Annotated in this window: 17 protein-coding genes; 6 read left to right on the forward strand and 11 right to left on the reverse strand. The window is 62.3% G+C overall.

Annotation, left to right across the window (positions count from 1 at the left end):
* Nucleotides 1-49: 49 nt before the first annotated feature.
* Together GWQ31_RS10385 and GWQ31_RS10390 are read right to left on the reverse strand one after the other, a co-directional pair.
* Nucleotides 50-1,534, reverse strand: coding sequence for an alkaline phosphatase D family protein (locus tag GWQ31_RS10385; protein WP_275909298.1), 1,485 nt, complete (start codon nucleotides 1,532-1,534; stop codon nucleotides 50-52).
* A gap of 90 nt (nucleotides 1,535-1,624) precedes the next feature.
* Nucleotides 1,625-2,845: a DEAD/DEAH box helicase gene (locus GWQ31_RS10390; protein WP_275909299.1), complete on the reverse strand. Its 1,221-nt coding sequence runs from the start codon at nucleotides 2,843-2,845 to the stop codon at nucleotides 1,625-1,627.
* A 149-nt stretch (nucleotides 2,846-2,994) separates the two neighbouring features.
* Here GWQ31_RS10390 and GWQ31_RS10395 point away from each other — a divergent pair, with 149 nt between their 5' ends.
* Complete coding sequence (locus GWQ31_RS10395) at nucleotides 2,995-3,807, forward strand: transporter substrate-binding domain-containing protein (RefSeq protein WP_275909300.1); 813 nt, start codon at nucleotides 2,995-2,997, stop codon at nucleotides 3,805-3,807.
* A gap of 69 nt (nucleotides 3,808-3,876) precedes the next feature.
* On the opposite strand, the gene tpx is transcribed toward GWQ31_RS10395, so the two are convergent.
* Nucleotides 3,877-4,377, reverse strand: coding sequence for a thiol peroxidase (gene tpx, locus GWQ31_RS10400; RefSeq protein ID WP_005313625.1), 501 nt, complete (start codon nucleotides 4,375-4,377; stop codon nucleotides 3,877-3,879).
* 238 nt (nucleotides 4,378-4,615) lie between these two features.
* On the opposite strand from tpx, the gene GWQ31_RS10405 reads away from it, so the two are divergent.
* Entirely contained in the window at nucleotides 4,616-7,045 is a 2,430-nt protein-coding gene (locus tag GWQ31_RS10405) for a zinc/cadmium/mercury/lead-transporting ATPase (RefSeq protein WP_275909301.1), read from the forward strand.
* 213 nt (nucleotides 7,046-7,258) lie between these two features.
* On the opposite strand, the gene pulA is transcribed toward GWQ31_RS10405, so the two are convergent.
* Nucleotides 7,259-11,293, reverse strand: a complete 4,035-nt coding sequence (gene pulA / locus GWQ31_RS10410) for a pullulanase-type alpha-1,6-glucosidase (RefSeq protein WP_275909302.1) — start codon at nucleotides 11,291-11,293, stop codon at nucleotides 7,259-7,261.
* 267 nt (nucleotides 11,294-11,560) lie between these two features.
* Between pulA and GWQ31_RS10415 the strand changes: the two genes are divergently transcribed.
* Nucleotides 11,561-11,971 carry a hypothetical protein gene (locus GWQ31_RS10415; RefSeq protein WP_059111759.1) on the forward strand — a complete coding sequence of 137 codons (411 nt, stop codon included), beginning with the start codon at nucleotides 11,561-11,563 and terminating at the stop codon, nucleotides 11,969-11,971.
* 57 nt (nucleotides 11,972-12,028) lie between these two features.
* On the opposite strand, the gene dmeF is transcribed toward GWQ31_RS10415, so the two are convergent.
* Entirely contained in the window at nucleotides 12,029-12,979 is a 951-nt protein-coding gene (gene dmeF, locus GWQ31_RS10420; RefSeq protein ID WP_275909303.1) for a CDF family Co(II)/Ni(II) efflux transporter DmeF, read from the reverse strand.
* Nucleotides 12,980-13,050: 71 nt separating this feature from the next.
* Here dmeF and GWQ31_RS10425 point away from each other — a divergent pair, with 71 nt between their 5' ends.
* The 3 genes from GWQ31_RS10425 (at nucleotide 13,051) to GWQ31_RS10435 (ending at nucleotide 15,695) form a co-directional block, all read left to right on the forward strand.
* On the forward strand, nucleotides 13,051-13,326 hold the full coding sequence (locus tag GWQ31_RS10425) for a metal/formaldehyde-sensitive transcriptional repressor (RefSeq protein WP_021138847.1): 276 nt from the start codon (nucleotides 13,051-13,053) through the stop codon (nucleotides 13,324-13,326).
* A gap of 190 nt (nucleotides 13,327-13,516) precedes the next feature.
* Nucleotides 13,517-14,713 (forward strand): amino acid aminotransferase, encoded by a 1,197-nt coding sequence (locus GWQ31_RS10430; RefSeq protein WP_155602265.1) that lies wholly within the window; start codon nucleotides 13,517-13,519, stop codon nucleotides 14,711-14,713.
* A 58-nt stretch (nucleotides 14,714-14,771) separates the two neighbouring features.
* The gene (locus GWQ31_RS10435) at nucleotides 14,772-15,695 is read left to right on the forward strand and encodes a LysR family transcriptional regulator (protein ID WP_265421078.1); all 924 of its coding nucleotides are present in this window, start codon (nucleotides 14,772-14,774) and stop codon (nucleotides 15,693-15,695) included.
* 111 nt (nucleotides 15,696-15,806) lie between these two features.
* Here the strand turns inward: GWQ31_RS10435 and GWQ31_RS10440 are convergent, their stop codons facing one another.
* From GWQ31_RS10440 to GWQ31_RS10465, 6 genes are all read right to left on the reverse strand, one after another.
* A complete protein-coding gene (locus GWQ31_RS10440; protein ID WP_005313662.1) occupies nucleotides 15,807-16,130 on the reverse strand; it encodes a DUF1820 family protein in 324 nt (107 codons plus the stop codon).
* Nucleotides 16,131-16,328: 198 nt separating this feature from the next.
* Nucleotides 16,329-17,249, reverse strand: coding sequence for a YjjW family glycine radical enzyme activase (locus GWQ31_RS10445; RefSeq protein ID WP_275909304.1), 921 nt, complete (start codon nucleotides 17,247-17,249; stop codon nucleotides 16,329-16,331).
* Entirely contained in the window at nucleotides 17,239-18,765 is a 1,527-nt protein-coding gene (locus GWQ31_RS10450; RefSeq protein WP_275909305.1) for a YjjI family glycine radical enzyme, read from the reverse strand. Before GWQ31_RS10450 ends, GWQ31_RS10445 begins: the two co-directional genes overlap by 11 nt.
* A 116-nt stretch (nucleotides 18,766-18,881) precedes the next feature.
* Nucleotides 18,882-19,223, reverse strand: a complete 342-nt coding sequence (locus GWQ31_RS10455; RefSeq protein ID WP_096119925.1) for an AzlD domain-containing protein — start codon at nucleotides 19,221-19,223, stop codon at nucleotides 18,882-18,884.
* Nucleotides 19,224-19,225: 2 nt separating this feature from the next.
* Nucleotides 19,226-19,945 carry an AzlC family ABC transporter permease gene (locus GWQ31_RS10460; RefSeq protein WP_021138854.1) on the reverse strand — a complete coding sequence of 240 codons (720 nt, stop codon included), beginning with the start codon at nucleotides 19,943-19,945 and terminating at the stop codon, nucleotides 19,226-19,228.
* Nucleotides 19,946-20,081: 136 nt separating this feature from the next.
* Entirely contained in the window at nucleotides 20,082-20,558 is a 477-nt protein-coding gene (locus GWQ31_RS10465; RefSeq protein ID WP_034284004.1) for a L,D-transpeptidase family protein, read from the reverse strand.
* Nucleotides 20,559-20,703 lie beyond the last annotated feature (145 nt).

Genomic DNA, 20,703 nt, shown 5'->3' on the forward strand with positions numbered 1-20,703 from the left:
GTGGAAAAGAAAAAAGGGCCCGCCGGGGCCCTTTGTGTTTGTCCGACCATCAGGCCAGCGGATAGCTGGCGGCCAGCCCGTTCTCGCAATGCCAGTTGACCCACAGCTTGTGGTCGCTGCCCATCAGCAGGGTGGCGAAGTTGCGGGTGCGCAGGTAGACGGGGGCGCCGAACGGCTTGATGAGCTCGGCGCGTATCAAGCGGTTCTCGTCGAGGTATTCGGGATTGTCGTTGGTCATGGCGAGGATCCCCATCCACTGAAACTGGGTGGGACAGGGATGGACTATGCCGGAGGAGACCAGCTGGTGCACATTGGTGACCCCTTCCCGCTTGTCCTGGATGACGCCCAGGCAGCCCACGTGCACGTCGCCGGAGAGGATCAGTGTCTTGCTGCCCTGATCCTGCTGGCGCCGCAGTCGGGCGTTGTCCAGCAGCCGCATGATGAGACGGGCCCGCTCCCCCTGATGAGCCTTGGCCCGCCAGTGATCCTTGAGATCGTCGGTCAGCTCCTCTTCCCAGGGGGTGGCATCCAGCGCCGCCTCTGTGAAGGAGAAGTCCCGATAAACTACGGGCACCCCCGCCATCACCAGCAGGTGGCCCGCGTCGCAGGCGGCCAGCGCACCGTTGACCTGATCCCACTGGGACCGGCTCATCACCTGGGCCTGGGTGCGGGTTGCTCTGTTGTCCAGCGCCAGGATCCGGTAACCCCGAAACGTCAGCAGCCAGGAGTGGTGATTCAAATTGACCGGGTCCAGCAGGGAGGCATTGGCGCTGCTGCGCAGCTGGAACAGCCGGAAATAACGGGACGCGGCAGCATAGATGGCCCGATAGACATCACAGCCCTGCAGATCCTCGGGATAGCTGCCCCAGCCATCGAAGATGTCGTGGTCATCCCACATCATGGCGCTTGGCACCCGGGCCAGCAGGCGGGCCACCTCGGGCCGGCTCCACTGCTTGCAGTAGAGATCGCAATAGAAGCGATCGAGCTGCTCCTCCATGGTGCGGGTCGCCTTGCGTTTGACCTTCTCCGTCCTGTCCAGCTCGTTCCAGGCCTTGAGGCTGGGAACCGTGGTCCAGAGGGAATCGGCATAGACCTGATCCCCCCCCATCAGCAACAGCGAGAAGGGATGCGCGGCGTGTTCGGCGGCAAGCCTGTCCCACATCACATAGGGCTGAGGCGTGGAGGTGAGCAGCTTGAAGTCGGAAAAACCGTTGCAAGAGGCGTAACCGATGCGCACCGGCTCCGCCAGCCCCGGCAGATGAAACTGCCAATGGTCGTCCCCGGCCAGATCCCGGGCGGGTTCCCCATCTAGCAGGATGCGGTACTCCACAGCAGCACCCTCGGCGGCCGGGCTTGCCGTCCAGCTGGCCCGCCACAAGCCCCCTCTGGGGGTATCCGCCTGCTTGCTGGCAGGCAGCAAGGCGCCGTTGATCCTGATGCTGGCGCCCTTGCAGCCGGGCCCAGCCAGAAAGCAGATGCTGTACTGCGTCTCCGCTTCGAGCCCCAACAGGGGCCCCATTAACAGGCTTGTCATCTTCTATCCCTCCATGGTTGAACCCATGGAGCATAGTGAAACCGGCGTCCTTTGGTACTGCCCAATCAGGCAGTCCAACTCAGCCTTGAACTAGACCTTGCCCTTGAACTGCTTGACGCTGCGCTTGTTGGCGGTACGGCGGTTCGCCTGCTTGTCGCGCGGGGGGCGCTTGCCCTCCCCGCTGGCGGGCAGATCGGTCACCGGGAAACCTGCGAGTTCCCCCAGCGGCAGCTCGCGGCCGGTCAGAGTGCGGACCGCCGCCAGGATATCGCTCTCGCCGTGACACACCAGCGAGATGGCCAGCCCCTCGCACCCGGCGCGGGCGGTACGGCCGATACGGTGAACATAAACGGGGGCGCTGGCGGGCAGATCCAGATTGATCACCAGCGGCAGCGCTTCCACGTGGATGCCCCGCGCCATCAGGTCGGTGGCCACCAGCACCCGCACCTTGCCGGCCTTGAAATCATCGAGCGCCTGCTCGCGCACCGCCTGCTCCTTCTCCCCATGCAGGGCGGCAACCGGGATCCCCGCCCTGGCCAGCTTCCTGGCCACGCCGTCGGCATCGTCTCGCGCACTGATGAACACCAGCACCTGCGGCCAGGCCTGCTCCTTGAGCAAGCCGATCAGCGCAGGCACCTTGCTGCTCTTGTTGACCAGATAGAGCCGCTCCTCGATCTCGTTGACCAGGCTGTTGAGGGGATTGGCCTCGATGCGGGTCGGCGCTGTCAGCAGGCTATGGGCAAGGGCATCCAGCTCGGCAGGCAGGGTAGCGGAGAAGAGCAGGGTCTGACGCTCGGCAGGCATCTCATTCATCAGCCACTGGATGTCGGGCAAGAAGCCCATCTCCAGCAGGCGATCCGCCTCATCCAGCACCAGCTGTTGCAGGCCATCCAACCCCAGCACTTGCTGAGTAAGCAGATCCCGCAGTCGCCCCGGCGTCGCCACCAACAGTTGCGGCCCCAGCGCCAGCTCTGCCTGTTGCCGCTCCTGTGTCACGCCACCGCACAGGGTCAGGACGCGTAGCCCCAGCGCCTCGGCGACCCCTTGCAAGGCAGCGCTCACCTGCATCGCCAGCTCGCGGGTCGGCACTACGACCAGTCCCTGCACTAGGCAGGAGGCGGGATCCAGCCGTTGCAGCAGCGGCAGCCCGAACGCCAGCGTCTTGCCGCTGCCGGTCTGGGCCAGCGCCAGCAGGTCCTGCCCCGCCAATACCAAGGGTATTGCAAGCTGCTGGATGCGAGTCGGCGTGTGCAGGGTGGCAGGCAGGGCAGCCAGCAAGGCGGGATGGAGGTCGAGTTCGCTAAAGGTCATGGGGGTACGCGGATAAAGAAGTGGGAGGCGAAGTCTAGTTAGCAGGGCATAAGAAGTAAAACCCTATCCGCAAGCGGCAAGAGGAAGAGCACTGTGCCCGGGTCATGGCTGTCTACAATAGTATTATTCACCTCGAAGGCAGACAGACCATGCTCAGACATATCCCCATGCTATTGCTCGGCCTGCTCGGTATCACGACCATAGGTCTCTCCCAGACCTCGTCGACCACCTCCAGCCCCCCAGCCCAGCCGGTCCGCGTCATCAAGGCCCACCTTGGTGAATTGCCAGGCCTTATCAACGCCGACAAGACAGGCCCCTTCGTCGATCTGGTCCATGAGATTGATGCGCTCTACCCCGATATGACTATCGAGATCACCATCTACCCCATTGCCCGCGCCATGGCGGGGGTGATCAACGGCAAGGCCGATTTCAGCCTGCCCGCCATTCGCAATCTGCACGATGCAGACATGCTGCCCTATCGCTTCAGCACCCGCAGCTTTGGCAAGGTAGCTCATGTCATCTACAGCAACACTGCGAATCCTGTCACCACCGACATGGCCTATGGCATCGAAGCGACGCAACGGGATTTGTTAATCGAGGCCGTACCCGGTGAGCTCCCCTTTCAAGTACAACGTTCCATGAGTATCGAGCAATCCCTTCGCAAGCTCTCCCGTGGCCGTATCGATGCCTTTATCTGGGCACAGGAGGAAGCGGACCTGATGCTGCGCCAGCTGGGGCTGACCAATATCCAGCGAGAATTTTTTGGCGACTTTGAAGATGTGTTTATTATTCAGAAGGGCGCAGCCGGCAATGAGATGGATGCGTTTTTGGCGCAAGCCATAGAAAGGTTGGCGGCGTCAGGCAAGCTGGATGAGATATACAGCAAGATCCACAGACCCTACGAACACTGGCAGCCACACCCTGAGCCATTACCCGCCACCCAGCCTGTAAAGACCCCCTGATAACCGGGTTCCATCCATAAAAAAATCCCGCCACGGGCATGCCGTGGCGGGATTTTTGCGCTCGGAAGCTTACAGGGCAGCCAGGGCGGCCGCGTAGTTCGGCTCATCGGCTACTTCGGCAACCATCTCGCTGTGCAGCACCTTGTTGTCTGCATCCAGCACCACGATGGCGCGGGCAGTCAGGCCCACCAGCGGACCGGAGGAGAAGGCCACACCGTAATCCTGCATGAAGGCAGCACCACGCAGGGTGGAGAGGGTCACCACCTTGTCCAGACCTTCGGCGCCGCAGAAACGGGACTGGGCGAACGGCAGATCGGCGGAGATGCAGAGCACGACAGTGTTCTCCAGCGCGCTGGCCTGTTCGTTGAATTTGCGCACCGAGGTGGCACAAGTCGGGGTATCGACGCTCGGGAATATGTTCAGGATCTTGCGCTGACCGGCGAAGCTCGCCAGGGTCACGTCAGACAGATCCTTGGCAACCAGGGAGAAAGGCTTGGCCTGCTCACCGGCAACGGGGAAGTGACCGGCTACGGAAACGGGGTTGCCTTGCAGGGTAACGGAATTGCTCATGTTATGTCCTTGATTATCGAGGGAGGATAGGGCCCCCCAGTATAGGCGCGCCGGACGAGGACAAACACCCGCCAATCACAAGGATATAGCGGCACTTGCTCCTGGACCGAACTGGCAGCCCCTCTCAAACGAGAGAGGGAGATAAAGAGGCTTGACCTTGGACTTAACACCAAGGTTTACACTCGGCTCAGTTATCCAAGGTTCCGCACCGGCGGGATCCATCCAAGAGGGACTCATCATGAGCAAATCCTGCTGCAGCCATCAACACACAGCGGCCACCGGCAAGGCCGTCACCAGCCAAGTCGAACATCAACACGACAGCCACTGCTGTGACAATGTCGAACAGGTCAGTTGCTGCGCCAGCAAGGCACCCCATGATCATCAGGATCAGGGGGTGAGTGAATCGCCGGGGGATGAAGAGCCCCCCAGAGGAAGTTGTCAAAGCCAGGGCTGCTGCAGCCCGCAGCCGCCTCATGACCATGACCATGACCATGACCATGACCAGCATGATCATGCTCACCATGAGCACACCACCGACACCGCCGAGCCGTTAATCGCGCCGGAGCAGGACAGCCGCCGCCACAGCTGGCAGGTACTGGGGATGGATTGCCCCAGTTGTGCCCGCAAGATAGAGACCGCCGTCAGCCGGGTGGCAGGCGTGCAGCAGGCGCGCGTGCTGTTTGCCACCGAGAAGCTGGTGGTGGATCTCGCCCCCGGCCTCTCCCCCGACCCCGTCACCGCCGCCGTGCTGGCCGCGGGCTTCCGGCTCAAAGGCGCAACTCAGCCCGGGGACGACAACGCCAGGCGCCGCAGCCCGCAGATGGCCATGCTCGCCAAATATTGGCAGCCCCTGTCGCTGGCCGGCCTGATGCTGGTGGCGGCCCTGCTGCCGAAAGAGTTCGGCCAGCCGCTGTTTACCCTGGCCACCCTCTGGGGCCTGTGGCCCATCTCCCGCAAAGCCTGGGCCCTGACCAAGAGCGGCTCCCCCTTCGCCATCGAGACCCTGATGACGGTGGCGGCGCTGGGTGCCCTCTTCCTCGGTGAAACCGCCGAGGCGGCCATGGTACTGCTGCTGTTCATGCTGGGGGAGCATCTGGAGGCCTACGCCGCCGGCCGTGCCCGCGCCGGCGTCACCGCCCTGATGGCGCTGGTGCCCGACAAGGCGCTGCGGATCCGCACCAGGGTCGACGGTGACGTTCGGGAAGAGGTGGCGGCCGACCAGCTGCGTCCCGGCGACATCATAGAGATCGCCCCGGGCGCCCGCCTGCCGGCGGATGCCCGTTTGCTCGATGTCCTCGGCGCCTTTGATGAGAGCGCCCTGACCGGTGAATCCATTCCGGTGGAACGTCGCCAGGGTGACAAGGTGCCTGCCGGCAGTCTGGCGGCGGATCGGGTGCTGCGCCTCGAGGTGGTGTCCGAGCCCGGCAACAACGCCATCGACCGCATACTGCACCTGATCGAGGAGGCCGAGACCCAGCGCGCCCCCATAGAGCGCTTCATCGACCGCTTCAGCCGCTGGTATACCCCTGCCATGATGCTGGTTGCCCTGCTGGTGGTGATAGTGCCGCCGCTGGCCTTTGGCCAGAGCTGGGACGAGTGGGTCTATCGCGGACTGGCGCTGCTGCTTATCGGCTGCCCCTGCGCCCTGGTGATCTCCACCCCGGCGGCTGTCACCTCCGCCCTGGCGGCGGCAACCCGCCAGGGGGCCCTGATCAAGGGCGGCGCCGCGCTGGAACGGCTGGCCCATATAGACACAGTGGCGTTTGACAAGACAGGCACCCTGACCCTGGGCAAGCCGCAACTGACCGAACTTGTCAGCCTCAATGACCAGCCGGAGGCCGAACTGCTGGCACTGGCCGCCGCCATAGAGCAGGGATCCCATCATCCGCTGGCCCGCGCCGTGGTGGCCGCCGCCCGTGAGCAGGGGCTGACCCTGGCCGCAGCCCGGGATCTGCGCGCCCTGCCAGGCATGGGGGTGGAGGGACGCATCGACGGCACCCTCTGGCAACTGCTGGCACCGAGCCGGATTGACTCGCTGAGCCATGCCCTCAACGCACAAATAGCCACCCTTGAGCAGCAGGGCAAAACGGTGGTCGTGCTCGGCCAGCCGGGCACAGCACCGGCGGCCCTGTTGGCCCTGCGGGACCAGATCAGGCCCGAAGCGGCAGCGGCCCTGGCGGAGCTCAAGGGGCTGGGACTGCGCAGCATTATGCTGACCGGCGACAACCCCCGCGCCGCCGAGGCGATTGCCAACGAGCTCGGCATGGGCTGGCGCGCCGGCCTGCTGCCGGAAGACAAGGTGGAAGAGATCGCCAAGCTGGCCGCCAGCCAGAAGGTCGCCATGATAGGGGATGGCATCAACGACGCCCCCGCCATGAAGCGGGCCAACATTGGAATCGCCATGGGTGGCGGCACAGACGTGGCGCTGGAGACGGCCGATGCCGCCCTGACCCACAACCAGCTCGGTGGCATCGCCGCCATGATCCGCCTGTCGCGGGCAGCACTGGCCAACATCCACCAGAACATAGCGCTGGCGCTGGGACTCAAGGCCATCTTCCTGGTCACCAGTCTGCTCGGCATCACGGGTCTGTGGATTGCCGTGCTGGCGGATACCGGTGCCACCGCCCTGGTGACGGCCAACGCCCTGCGTCTGCTGCGCAAGCGCTGATCCAGCCCGCAAACGAGATCGCCATATGCCAAGCCGTCCCCCGACAGGGACGGCTTTTCTCTTTCCCCCTTCCTTCTCCTGACACCTGCAAAGAAAAAGCGCGGCTGCCGGTTGGCAGTCGCGCTTTGCTTACTCTCTCGGAGTTATCCCACCCTTGGCAAGGTGGAATTCAACCCGGGGCTGCCGAGCCAGCCCCGGACTCTATGGGTGTGCTTACTTGGCACTGCACTCCTGAATGACGGCGGTACCGGCCTTGGTACCAGCCGGGTCAACTTTCACCAGCACGCTCCACAATCCTTGCGGCAATGTGATGCTGTTGTTGGCACTGCCAGCCTGGGAGAAGCCGAGAGAGTAGCCCGTCTCGGCAGTGACAGCGCCACCGCCGTTGAGCAGGTACTCCTTGCTCCAGTCTTCATTGGCGACCTTGAACTCGCTGGTGCCCATGTAGTTGAACGCGGCCTGATAGATGGCGAGGTCGCCGTCCATCCCCTTGTAGCTCAGCTGATACTGGGGCTGGGCAGCCCAACCGGACAGCTCACCCTTGACGAACAGGTTGTAGCCGAGCGGATTGCCCGCCATCGTATCCAGCACCTTGCAGCTCTGCACAGGCTCGGTGAAGCTGACGCTAAGGGTCGGTTTGTCCTTGTTCATTGCCGTGAACACAAACTTGTAGCTGCCCGCCTTGTCAGCATTGAACGGCAGATCCCCGCCATTGGCGCAGAGCACGCTGACCTGACCTGTCGCCAGCTGGTCGGTGTCACTGCACTTGCCGTAGTTGATCGGGCCGTCCCAGTCACTACCGGCAATCTTCACCTGGGTGGTACCAAGCTGATCGGTCGTCACGTCGGTGGTGAACTCGTAGGTAAAGTTGCCACCAAAGATCATTTTGTTGACCGGATCCCACTCGTTCAGGAAACCACGCACGAAGACATCTGTGTCACCAAAGGGCGGAACCGTGCTCAGGTCTATCTTCTTGCTCACCGGCAGACCCACGCCCTGGGCTCCGGCCTGCGGTTTGACGAACACGGCGGCAGACCAGGCTCCCAGGGTCAGCTGACCACCACTGGCAAGGGCGCCATCGGCGATGCTGCTACCGGCATGGTGGGCCGGGCTCAGCTGCAGTGTGCTCAGATCGATGGGCTGATCCTTGCCATCACGGAAGTCGCTGATGCTCTGGGGCTGGTTGGTGGCGTTGATCATCACCACCAGGCCCTCGATGGCGGGATCCAGATCCGCACCGGCATTGACGCCATCATCCACTGTCATCACGATAAGCCCCGGCACCTGGTCAGGCCCGGTATTGCGGAAATCAACCCGTTTGATCACCTCGGCGCCGCTGCCAAGGCGCAGCAGACGGGAGGATTGACGCAGCTCGGCCAGCTCCTGATAGAAGCCCACCATGGTCGCCATGTCGGCCCCGCTCGGCTTGACGTGCTTGCCAAGTACCTGCTCGATCAACGGGTAGTTGTCCCCATCCTTGTCCTTGCGCGGCAACCCCTTGTCGAAGTTGTTGTCGGCAAGGGTGTAGTCGACCCTGTTGTACCAGTCACCCGAGTCATAGCTGTCCCGCTCCATGGACTTGGAGCGCAGCAGCTCGACACCTGCGTGGGTAAAGGGAATGCCCTGCCCCAGCATGGCGGTGGCCAGCGATACACCCTGCATCCGCACCAGATCGGCTCCTTCCGGCGCCTTGTAGATCAGGTTGTCGAACAGGGTCTGGTTGTCATGCTTGTCGACATAGTTCTGCACCTCGAACGGATCCTGGGCATAACCAGCCGGCTGACCGTTGTAGTCGATGTCGGAGCCCTTCTTCGGCATGCCGTCCTTGTCGGTCAGCACGAACTCCTTGAGGTTGCCGGCCATGCCGAGGCGAACCAGGTCGGATTGGTGCAGCGCGGTTGCCAGCTCGACGCCGTCCATCTCGTTGGCATCCACCAGGGCACCGTTGCCAAAGCCCTGGGTCTTGCGAATGGTATCGCCGCCGTCAAACGGACTGCCGCCGCGCACCGCATCACGCAAGCGGTCGGAGAAGGAGCCGATGCCGGTGCCGGCCAGGTGCTTCTGGGTCGCCTGCACGAAGCGCTTGTCATCCTGCACTTCGCCGAAGTTCCAGCCCTCGCCGTAGAAGTACATCTCGGGGTTGACCTGCTTCACTGCGGCCAGCGCCTGCACCATCTGATCTTTCGGGTGGTGACCCATCAGGTCAAAGCGGAAGGCGTCGATCTTGTAGTCGCGGGCCCAGGTCACCAGAGAGTCATCCATCAGCTTGGCGAACATGGCGTGTTCCGGCGCCGTGTTGGAGCAGCAGGTGGAGTTCTCGACCGAGCCGGTCTCCGGATTGAGGCGCTGGTAGTACCAGGGCACTATCTTGTCGAGCACCGACTTGGGACCAAGGCCGGCTTCGTTGGTGTGGTTGTAGACCACGTCCATCACCACGTTCATGCCGATGTTCTGCTTGATGGCCTTGACCATCTCGCGGAACTCCAGGATCCGCTGACTGCCTTCGGCATCGGTGGCGTAGGAGCCTTCCGGCGCCGTGTAGTGATAAGGGTCATAACCCCAGTTGAAGGAGTCAACGCCACGCAGATAGCCGGAGAGCTCCTGCACTTGCGGGCTCTCCTTGCTGTCGGCCCCTTGCAGATCGGCCAGCACGGCTTCTATGGTCTGGCCACCGCCGCAGTAACCGCCAAACTTGGAATCCTTCACCTCTGCATTGACCTGACACAGCTTGCTGAAGTCATCCTGGAGGTTGGCGACCTTGGCCGGATCCTCGTTGACGGTGGCGATGTCGAACACAGGCAACAGGTGCAGATGGCTGACGCCGCTTTGGGCAAGGGATTGCAGATGCTTGACCGGTACGCTGTCGCTGTCGGTCAGGCCGAGGAACTTGCCTCTGTGTTCCGGCTTGGTGGACTCATCGTTGCCGGTCAGATCCCGGACATGGGCCTCATAGATGGTGATGTCGGCAGGGTTCTGCTGGCTGTGGGGCGCCTTCAGGCTGTCCCACCCTTCCGGCTTGAGGGCCGGATCATCGAGATCCACCACCTGACTGAACTCGGAGTTCATCGCCAGGCTCAGGGAATAGGGGTCTGTTACCTGATAGGATTCCAGCTTGCGACTGAGCGGGTGATAGACCTGGATATCATAGCGGTAGAATTTTCCGACCAGCTCCTGACCTCCTTGCACGCTCCAGCTGCCGCTGGCGTCGTCTTGTGTCATGGTGCGCTCGCCGAGGGCCTTGTGCTGCTCGTCGAACAACGCCAGCTTGACCGACTTGGCGGTTGGCGCCCACAGCCGGAAGGTGACATTGCCCCCCTCAACGATGGCGCCATAGGCCAGCTTGGTGGCTTCCTCTGCGTAGAGGGCATCGAGGGCGCCGGCGCTCTGCACCAGGGTCGCCCCCTGCAAAATGCCGTCGGCATCCGTGCCTATGGCCACCAGCTCGCCCTTGAGCAGGGGCTTGAGATCTTTGCCGGATGGCAGGGCGAAGGCGGCGGCATCCTTGAGGTGCGGGTACTTGGCCTGCTGTTCGGCGGTCAGGCTGGTCGCGGTCAGGCTGAGATAAGGGAAGTCGAACACACCCTCGGCATTGGCCTTGATGGTGCCCGACTCCGTGTAATAGAGGCGCACATGGGGCTTGTCCTTGCCCCCTTGCCAGATCAGGGTGTTGCCGTCGATCAGATGGGCGCTGGCCCCGGCCACGCCAAAGGCAGCGGTAAAGGCATCGGCACGACTGTCGAAGACTTCGCTCTTGCCCGCAACTATGGCCACGGTGCGATCAGGGTGATCGCTGAAGACCACCTTCATGTCGGCGCCGGTCAGGTTGGCGAGATCGCCGTTGCGAACAATAAAGTTGATACAGCCTTCCAGCTTGGCCAGGGGAACCACCCAGCTGGGGCCGAAACTGTCGACCGCCGTCGGGGTATTGGCCTTGTCATCCCAACCCGCATTCAGACCGCTCTCGGCGGTGGCGTTACAGGCGTCGTTGTTCCACAGGTGCAGGCTGTGGTTGGCAAAGGGCCCTTCTATCCCGCGCGCGGCGCTGGTCTGGGTATCCACCAGGGCGATCACCGCCTGATCGGGGCCGGCAACCAGTTGCTCGGCAGGGGGCTGCACATCGGGCAGACGGGCGACAGGCCCATCCGTCGGTTCAGGGGTGGAGGGTGAAGAGCTGTTGTCATTGCAGCCGGACAAAAGCGCGAGCAGTGAGGCTGTTACCAGCGCCACTTTGGTCTTTTTCATATCCATTTTTTTATAATTCCCGCTGTAGTTAGTCTCGATATCCGAGTACCCGGTCATTGCCGAGCGATGCCATATTAATCAGCGGCAATCGTTTCAAATGTGAGCAGAAGGGCAAAAAAACCAACCATTTTCAACAAGATAACGTTTTCATAACGAAAGTTGGATCCGGCTCACAGACCCGGCCACCATTTGGCGCCATATCTGGTCGAACCCGCTGGCACCTTGAAAAAAACCAGTTTTCAATCAGCCAGATAGCGTGAGCAGGAGCAGCAGATGAAAAGGATTGAAGAGCAGGCCAAACGGCTGGATCTGGAGTATCAGGGGATTGCGCAGCTGTTTGACCAGTTTTGCCAGCAGGCGGGCGGGCTCGCAGAGCAGTATCACTTCTTCAATTGGCCCGACTTTGAAGACACGCCGCCCCTGAGTCGGGCCTTCACCCTGCTGGGAGAACCCCGTGAGCTGCGGCTGCGCTGCCTGCCGGGAGAACGCGGCACCTTGAGCGGCCTCATCCAGGTGCGCGGCGAAGATGGCACAGTGCATGCCAGCCTGGGTTTTCGGGCGGATGGTCACCTGTTGCTGGAGTCCGGACACTTGCTGGACAACCCGCCCGGGCTGCTGCTCAAGCTGCTGCTGGGGGCCATCTGGCAGCACAAGCCGGACGATGACCACAGCCAGCATCACTGACGCGCACCAAAGAAGGGGCCTTGGCCCCTTCTTTGAGCATCCACTCGACGTGTCTGCTTATGGCTGGGCGATCTCTATGGTGATGTGGACCAGCTCCTCGTGGATGGCGAGCCGCTCACGGATCTGGCCAGCCGGGATGGGCGTCGCCATCAATAGAGAGAGTACGCAGGCATACTGCTCCTGCCCCACCCGCCAGACGTGCAGATCGCGGATCTCGGCGTCCGGCAAGTCGGCTATCACCTCGCGGATCTCCGCCACCAGCGGGGTATCCATCTCGGCATCCAGCAGTACCCGGCCCGAGTCGCGCAGCAGCCCCCAGGCCCACACCGCCACCAGCACGGCCCCCGCTATACCCATCAGGGGATCCAGCCAGTCGGCTCCCCACAGCATGCCACCCACCAGCGCCAGGATGGCCAGCACAGAGGTGGCCGCATCCGCCAGCACATGGATGTAGGCGGCACGCAGGTTCAGATCCTGATGACCGTGATGATCAGCATGGTCATGATGAGAGTGATCGTGATCATGATGACCATGGCTGTGACCGTGATGATGACCCTGATCATCCTTGAGCAGCCAGGCACAGGCGAGGTTCACCAAGAGGCCCACCAGCGCGATGGCGATCGCCTGTTGATAGTGGATCGGACTGGGATCCAGCAGCCGGAACACCGACTCGAACAGCATCAACCCGGCCACCCCCACCAGCAGCAAGGCGCTGGTGAAGCCCCCCAGTACCTCTATCTTCCAGGTACCGAAGCTGAATCTGTGGTCGCGGGCAAAATGACGTGCGGCACGATAGGCCAGCACGGAGAGGCCGAGCGCCAGCGCGTGGGAGCTCATGTGCCAGCCGTCCGCCAGCAGCGCCATTGAGTTGTAGAACCAGCCACCGCTGATCTCCGCCACCATCATGATGACGGTGAGCAGCACGGCCCAGCGGGTTTTCTGTTCCGCCAGCGGATTACCCTGGTGCACAACGGGTTGATGGCAGTGGGATGAGACGAGGGATGACATGGATTTCTCCTGAGGGCGATGATGCAATATACTATACCCCAGTATAGTTTTATTGATCGAGAGGATCCTCCATGTCACACACCATTCACGGCAAGAAGAAGCTGCTGGCGCGGGTGCGCCGCATCAAGGGCCAGACAGGTGCACTGGAAACCGCACTGGAGCAGGAGGGTGACTGCGCCGCCATTTTGCAGCAGATCGCCGCCATCCGCGGTGCCGTCAACGGCCTGATGCTGGAGGTGCTGGAGGGTCATATGCGCGAGCATCTCGGCGCCGAAGAGGCCACCCCGGCTGAGCGGCTGGAGGATCTGGATCAGGTAGTGCGGGTGCTGAGATCCTACCTGAAGTAAAGGCTCCCCAGCCTGCTCGCCACTGGCGCCAGCCATGGGAGCAAGTCCGGACCCGAGCCCTTTACAGCAAAGGGGACCATGGCCGTGCACGGCAGGTCCGTTTCAGACTTGAGCCCTCGCCCGCTTTACGCCATCATGACCGCCGATCATTGATCCCCTTACCCTGGATTCCACTTCGCAAGGACCCCCCATGTTTGAACACGTCGATGCCTACGCTGGCGACCCCATACTGACCCTGGTCGAGACCTTCCACAAAGACACCCGTGAGCAAAAGGTGAATCTGGGGATCGGCCTCTATTACGACGAGCAGGGCCGCATCCCGCTGCTGGCGTCCGTGCAACAGGCTGAAGCCCGGCGCGCCGCTGCACCAGCTCCGCGCCCCTATCAACCGATGGAAGGGGCCGCCAACTACCGCACTGCGGTGCAGCACCTGCTGTTTGGCGCTGACCATGAAGCGGTCAAGGCCGGCCGCATCGCCACCATCCAGACCATAGGCGGCTCCGGCGCGCTCAAGATCGGGGCCGACCTGCTCAAGCGCTACTTCCCGACCTCAGAGGTGTGGGTCAGCAATCCGACCTGGGACAACCACAAGGCCATGTTCGAGGGGGCCGGTATCCAGGTGCACGACTACCCCTACTACGACGCTGCCACCGGCGGCGTCCAGTTTGATGCCATGATCGACTGCCTGAGCGCCCTGCCGGCCAGGAGCATAGTGCTGCTGCATCCCTGCTGTCACAACCCGACCGGCGTGGATCTCTCCTCTGCCCAGTGGGACAAGGTGATCGCGCTCGTGGTGGATAAGGGGCTAATTCCCTTTATGGACATCGCCTATCAAGGCTTCGGTGATGGTCTGGAAGAGGATGCCTACGCCATCCGTGCCATGGTGGCCGCCGGCGTCAGCTTCTTCGTCAGCAACTCGTTTTCCAAGAACCTCTCCTTCTACGGCGAACGCTGCGGCGGCCTGTCGGTCATCTGCAAAGATGCCGAAGAGGCGGGTCGGGTGCTGGGCCAGATGAAGGCGACAGTGCGTCGCAACTACTCCAGCCCCCCCACCCACGGCGGCCAGATCACAGCGGCCGTGATGAACGATGCCAGCCTGCACGCCCTCTGGGTCGATGAGGTGAGCGAGATGCGCATCCGCATCAAGGCCATGCGCCAGAAGCTGTTCGAGGTGCTGAGCGCCAAGGTGCCTGGCCGTGATTTTGGCTACTTTATCAGCCAGCGCGGCATGTTCAGCTACACCGGCTTCACGCCGGAGCAGGTTGACCGCCTGCGCGAAGAGTTCGCCGTCTATCTGGTGCGCTCCGGTCGCATGTGCGTGGCGGGCCTCAACAGCCGCAACGTCGACTATGTGGCCGACGCCATGGCCGCCGTGCTCAAGGGCTAACCCGTGCAAGCCCCACTCAAGCGGGGCTTTTTGTTTGTCCCTATGTTGTGGAGCTGTCATGGATCTGATTGCACTGTCCAGGCTGGGAGGCCGTCATCTGGTCACCCTGCATCTGCTGCTCGACAGCCAGAGCGTCACCCGCACGGCCGAGCGGCTCTGCACCACCCCTTCCACCGTCAGCAAGACCCTCAACCAGTTACGGGATCTGCTCGGCGATCAGCTGCTCTACCGCCAGGGCAACCAGCTGCTGCTCACCCCCATGGCCGAACGACTCGGCCCTACCCTGCACCGACTGCTGAGCGAGCTAAACAATCTCACCAGCCAGGGCGGTTTTGACCCCAAAACCTGGCAGGGACAACTGAGGTTTGCGCTGCGGGAAAGCAGCATGGTCTGGCCGATGGGGCCCATTCTGGGCCAGCTGATGCAGGAAGTACCGGGCCTGGTGCCCAACGTCTGGAACAAGGATGAGCAAGGTCTGACGGCACTGGCAGCGGGCAAACTCGACTTTGTTATCCTGCCCCACGACCAGAGCCAGCCCCTGCCCCGCCAGCCGGGTCTGGTATGGGAAACCCTGCGGGAAGACAGGCTGGTCTGTCTGCTGCGGGCGGACCATCCGGCGCTGGACAAGCCCTGGGATCTGGATGCCTACCTGAGCTGGCGCCATATCGCCATTCGCGATCAGGAACTGGCCAACCCCTTCTTCGAGCAGAGCCTGGCCCAGCTGCAGGTACGCCGCCAGATTGGTGCCACTCTGCCGGATTTTGGCAGCGCATCAGCCCTGCTGCGCCAGAGCGATCTCATCCTGACCGCCATCGAGGGTTGGGCGTTACAGAGCGCGGCTTTGGGGTTAGCGATCCGTCCAGTCCCGTTCGACTATGGCGCAGTCACCCACAGCCTGGTGTGGTATGGGCCGGCGGGCGAAGAGCCGGCGCTGTGCTGGTTCAGACAGCGGATCCTGACACTGGCCAGGGAGCTGGGTTAACGCCCCCGGGCTACACGCATTGCAGATCCTGCGGGCGCCATTACAGACCCGAAGAGGAGATGGCCCCACCAGGGGAACTCCCATGGCAAGGCTCGCAGAGAGGAGAAAGCCTCAGGGCTTCCTGGTGTAGATGGGATTGGGGAAGGGCGCGATGTTGTTGCCCAGCTCAGTGATGCGGGCGGCCCCTTGTTTGCGCACCTGATCGACCCGCAATACATGGTGCATGGGGATCATGGTGCGGTCGACGTCGGCAAATTCACTCTTCAATTTCTCGTGGCTGGGATCGACGATCAATGCCGTGTGGTTATCCCACACGAAGTGAGCGATCTCGATAAAGCCGAACAGCTGACCCTGACTCACTTCCCTGACATAGACTTCATAACGCTCGCTGTGGCAAATGAACTGCACTCGGTATAAGGCGTTGGATTCACTCATGTTCGTCTGTTGATTGTGGGCGAATACCCCATTCTAGCCGCCCCCTCTCAGAGCTCAAATAGACAGCAATCACAGTTACGTCATCTTCAGACTCAGACTGCAAAAAAGCCGCCTCCAGACTCAACATCAGGCAGGGCGCTGGCAAAAGCATCCCATCAAATTGCTTTGCGATCAGTTAATTAGCCTGCAAACACAGGGTCAGATAATGGCCGGCAGGGAAACGGGTCCAAGTCCCCTGTCGCTCACCGCCCTGGCGAGGCGGGTCAGCTCATCTCTGCCCGCCTCCGGCCAGCTCGTCGCCACCCCGCGCACACCATGCTGACGAAAGCCGTTGAGGCGGATGGGCACTGGCCCCAGACTCTGCAAGAAGAGGACAAGCGCTGCCCCCAGCTTGCCGTCGGCATCCAGAAAATCGCTGCGTCCCGGCACGTGGAGCAGCCGCAGCTCGGCCAGCTTGCCATGCCTCGCCAGCAGGCGCAGCGAGGCCAGCACCCGCTCGCGGCCAACACCTGTGAGTGAGTGGTGCACCGAGTCGCGCCACCCCTTGAGATCTATCATGGCGCCGTCCAGTACCGGCAGCAGCCGCTGCCAGCCCATTTCGCCAAGGGATCCGTTGCTGTCGAGCAGACAAGTCAGGTGCGAGAGATCCTGTGCCTGCCTGATGGCCGTGAACAGGGCGATCACGAACGGCAGCTGAGTCGTGGCCTCGCCGCCAGAAACGGTAATGCCGGTGAGCAGAGGGCCGTAGCGGCGCAGCAGGGCCAGCACCTCGGCAACCGACATCTGGCTGGTCTTGGGGCTGGCATGGCGCGGGCAGCCGTCGATGCAGCGATCGCAATCGGTGCAGAGCGCCGCCTGCCAACGCACTCTTCTCTCGCCAGGACGGCCCTCGATGAGCGTCAGGGCACCGCTCGGGCAAGTTGCCACGCAGTCACCGCAGTGATCGCAAAACCCCATGGTGTGAGGGTTATGGCAGCCGGGGCAGCGAAAGTTGCACCCCTGCAGGAAGAGCACCAGCCGGTTGCCCGGCCCGTCCACGCAGGAGAAGGGCAGCCAGCGGCTGACCGTTGCGGTGCGCTCCGTTGGCTCCCTCCTTTCCTTGCCACATTCAGTAGTCACACAGGGTCGCCTCACGGCCAACCACTCTCGGCGCTCGCTGACGAATGGCCGTCAGTTCACTCGCCTCGGCACCGAGACAGGTGGTCTGCAGCCGCGACCCTTCGGTCGCGAAACGGGCCACGTCGCTCTTGCGGATCATGTAGCCGGTCACCCGCACCAGATCGCTGTCCGCCACGTTGGCGGTGAACTCGCGCATGCCGATGGCGAGGGCCCCCTTGCAGAGCTGCAGCAGCGCCTGCGGGTTCTGGCGTATGGTGGGATCCAGGGTCAGGATCTCGCTGATCCCGGAGTGATAGAAACCGTGGTGCGGCGCCAGGGCCAGCACATGGCTGGCGGGATCCGGCTCCTGACCATAGGGGATGCGCACCCCGGGAGTCACATCGCGATCCACGCTGAGCCCACCCTGAGAGTGGAGCAGGGCGCGACCGCCCCAGGCGTGTACCTGTGGCGTCTCGCTCACATGGCGGGAGAGCTGGGCCGAGATGCGATAGCCAAGCTGGTTGGCCTCCTCGTCATGTCCGTAGCGCTCGGGCAGATTCTCCTTGTCCATCAGCAAATTGACCGCCTCCGCCATGCCATAGATGCCGAACATGGGTACGAAGCGGTCTTCGTCGATCAAGCCCTCCTGCACCAAAAAGCTGTCGAAGAAGCCGGACTCCTGATGGAGAAAGGCGGCGCGTGCCCCGATCAGCTGGGAGGCGAGACGGCAGTAGTGGGGTAGCAGACAGCCCATGAAGTCGTCTATGCCGTGGGCCTGCTCGGCCACACGCTTGAGGGAGAGTCGCACCAGGGTATTCGCGCCACCGGCCTGGGGCAGAGCGTTGTAGCAGCTGACGATGCCAAAGCCGCGCTGGTCGAAGGTGTTGCTATGGAGCGGATAGTTGGCGATGTGCGGCTTGCTGCAGCTGGCTATGTTCTGCACCGCCAGCATCAGCAGGTTGTCCGGGGTCTGCGCCGGATCGTGAAACAGGGTCAGGTTCGGCGCCACCTGCTTGAGCTCGCCGTCGATGCGCAGGATCAGGCGGCAGAGACGGTTGTCATCGGGACCTATATTGACGTGCATGAAGGCGTCCGGCAATACCCGATCCAGGTAGATCCAGAACCCTTTCAGCTTGCGATGGAGGGTCTCGTCATCCAGCTCGCCCACAAAGGGCAGCAGCAGATGATCGAGGCGCCCCAGCCAGACCGGCATGCCGGTGACGGAGGGCACATGGTGGTAGAGGATGCGCAAGGCATCGAGCGCCTCGTCAAAATCCTTGGGGGGAGCCAGCTCCAGCCAGGCGGATCCCTGACTCAGGAACTTTGCATAATCCGGCAGCACGTAACGCGGCTTGTAGGGGGCATGTCCCTCGAACATGTCACAGAGAAACCCCTGCGCCAGCGCCTCGGCGACCGCCGGTGGCAACTCTGGGTAAGGCAGCGCATTTTCGGCGGCCAACGCCAGGGCATGGTTCTTCTGAGCGGGCGAGAGCAGGGGATCGCGCACTATGCGCTGACAGGTTTCGGTGAAAGACATGGGGTGCTCCTTGGCGGATAGTCCCTAAATCCTCACACTTGAGAGGTGTTTTTTGAAGTGACATTCACAACATGGCGGATATCCATAAAGGACATCCACCATGCCAGATCACGGACCTACCCCAGCCAGGGCAAGAGGGCGGCCATGCCCCCCTGCCAGCGCAGCAGGAAGAAGCCCCCCATGCCCACCACGACCACCAGCAGGGTAGGCAGCCGCAGCAAGGTCAATACCGTCACCAGCAGGGTGGCGGCCAGGTAGTCCGGATCCCAGTCCAGCCCCTTGCCCGGCTCATAGCTGAAGACGATGGGCAACCAGATGGCGGTCAGCACCGACTGGGCCGAGAAGCTGAGGAAGGCCCCCATCTCGGCGCCGGGTTGATAACGGGTCAGCCGCGAGAAGAAGGCGAAGCGATTGAAGAAGGTGATCAGGGCCAGCAGGCCTATCATCAGCCAGCTCATTGTCATCTCCTCATCCGATGCAGCACATAGCCCACCACCATGCCGGCCAGCGCCGATATGATGATGTAGACCTCCGCCAGCAGCGGCTTGGTGAGCAGTGCAGTGCCGCCGCTGACCAGGGTCGCCGCCACCATGGGCAGGTTCTTGAGGGCGGGTATGGTCATGGCGATAAAGGTGGCCGCAATGGCGAAGTCCAGTCCCATCTTGTCCAGGCCGTCTATGTACTGACCGGCGGCGATACCGAGCAGGGTCGCCAGATTCCAGAACAGGTAGAACACGAAGCCCGCGATCAGGGCATAGCCGGGATGGAAGCGGCCGCTGCGCTCCCTGTCCTTGAGCGCCACCGCAAACATCTCGTCGGTCAGAAAGAACGCCAGACTGGCACGCCAGCGCAGGGAGAGCGGCAAGACATCACGGCGGAAGGTAAAGCCATAGAGCAGATGCTGGGAGGTGATGACGAAGGTGGATCCCATGATGGGCAGCAGGGGCGTCCCCGCCCCGAACAAGGTGGTAGCCGAAAGCTGGGCGGCACCGGCATAGACCAGCAGGGACATGCATTGGGCCTGTAGCGGGCTCAGCCCCACCTGCAATGCCAGGGCGCCGCACAGTATCCCCCAGGGGATGACGGAGATGGAGAGCGGCAGAATATCGATGGTGGCGCGCCACCAGAGCGTACGGGCGCTCTCGGCACCGGCGGGAAGGGCACTCGTTGCTGACGGCATGGGGTCATCCTTGTTGCATCCACGGCGAGCGGGAAAAACTAGCACGACACAAGGCCACAGACCAAGGACTAAAACGGATACTGCAAGGGTTCAGAAATGCAGTGCGCCCCCATGAAGGGGGCGCGCAGAGAGGCAATCAGGGCTGGATGATGATGGGGGTGCCGGGCTCGATGGCGTTCCACACTTCGTCCAGATCATGGTTGAGCATGGCGATGCAGCCATTGGTCCAGTTGGACGGCTGCAAACGTGTGTTGCCTATGCTGTTGCGCTGACCATGGATCATGATCATGCCACCCGGATTCACGCCCATTTCGTTGGCCGTCTTGATGTCGTCCAGATTCGGGTAGTTGATGTGGATGGCTTTGTAATAGTTGGAATTGGTTTTCTTGTAGTCGAGGATGTAACGCCCTTCCGGCGTACGCTGATCCCCTTCACGCTGCTTGTGTCCCTTTGGGGCCGGCCCCAGGGCAATCCAGTAGCGTTTGACCTCCTTGCCATCCTTCATCAGGGTCAGGCTGTAGGAAGACTTCTTCACCACTATCATGTCGGCAGACAAGGTGGCAAAACTCAATGCGGGCCACAGCCCCAGCAAACACAGTAATACGGCTCTCATTCCATCCCTCGACAAGCCTCTGGTTAGGGCTTTTCTTGTTACCAAATCATCTGAATGGCACCACCCCATGGGGCGGGCGAGCGCCATCATATTGGATCGCCATCAATACTCAATATATCCAGAGAAACATATCCCGTGCCATCTT

It is taken from the genome of Aeromonas sp. 2MA4, assembly GCF_029237305.1.
Taxonomy (GTDB): Bacteria; Pseudomonadota; Gammaproteobacteria; order Enterobacterales; family Aeromonadaceae; genus Aeromonas; species Aeromonas salmonicida.

Excerpts from the sequence above, each read along its gene's own strand:
- dmeF (WP_275909303.1), bottom strand. The coding sequence starts at position 12,979 with ATGTCATCCCTCGTCTCATCCCACTGCCATCAACCCGTTGTGCACCAG.
- GWQ31_RS10390 (WP_275909299.1), bottom strand. The coding sequence starts at position 2,845 with ATGACCTTTAGCGAACTCGACCTCCATCCCGCCTTGCTGGCTGCCCTG.
- GWQ31_RS10385 (WP_275909298.1), bottom strand. The coding sequence starts at position 1,534 with ATGACAAGCCTGTTAATGGGGCCCCTGTTGGGGCTCGAAGCGGAGACG.
- GWQ31_RS10430 (WP_155602265.1), top strand. The coding sequence starts at position 13,517 with ATGTTTGAACACGTCGATGCCTACGCTGGCGACCCCATACTGACCCTG.
- tpx (WP_005313625.1), bottom strand. The coding sequence starts at position 4,377 with ATGAGCAATTCCGTTACCCTGCAAGGCAACCCCGTTTCCGTAGCCGGT.
- GWQ31_RS10395 (WP_275909300.1), top strand. The coding sequence starts at position 2,995 with ATGCTCAGACATATCCCCATGCTATTGCTCGGCCTGCTCGGTATCACG.
- GWQ31_RS10405 (WP_275909301.1), top strand. The coding sequence starts at position 4,616 with ATGAGCAAATCCTGCTGCAGCCATCAACACACAGCGGCCACCGGCAAG.
- GWQ31_RS10465 (WP_034284004.1), bottom strand. The coding sequence starts at position 20,558 with ATGAGAGCCGTATTACTGTGTTTGCTGGGGCTGTGGCCCGCATTGAGT.
- GWQ31_RS10450 (WP_275909305.1), bottom strand. The coding sequence starts at position 18,765 with ATGTCTTTCACCGAAACCTGTCAGCGCATAGTGCGCGATCCCCTGCTC.
- GWQ31_RS10435 (WP_265421078.1), top strand. The coding sequence starts at position 14,772 with ATGGATCTGATTGCACTGTCCAGGCTGGGAGGCCGTCATCTGGTCACC.
- GWQ31_RS10425 (WP_021138847.1), top strand. The coding sequence starts at position 13,051 with ATGTCACACACCATTCACGGCAAGAAGAAGCTGCTGGCGCGGGTGCGC.
- GWQ31_RS10440 (WP_005313662.1), bottom strand. The coding sequence starts at position 16,130 with ATGAGTGAATCCAACGCCTTATACCGAGTGCAGTTCATTTGCCACAGC.
- GWQ31_RS10460 (WP_021138854.1), bottom strand. The coding sequence starts at position 19,945 with ATGCCGTCAGCAACGAGTGCCCTTCCCGCCGGTGCCGAGAGCGCCCGT.
- GWQ31_RS10455 (WP_096119925.1), bottom strand. The coding sequence starts at position 19,223 with ATGAGCTGGCTGATGATAGGCCTGCTGGCCCTGATCACCTTCTTCAAT.
- pulA (WP_275909302.1), bottom strand. The coding sequence starts at position 11,293 with ATGGATATGAAAAAGACCAAAGTGGCGCTGGTAACAGCCTCACTGCTC.
- GWQ31_RS10415 (WP_059111759.1), top strand. The coding sequence starts at position 11,561 with ATGAAAAGGATTGAAGAGCAGGCCAAACGGCTGGATCTGGAGTATCAG.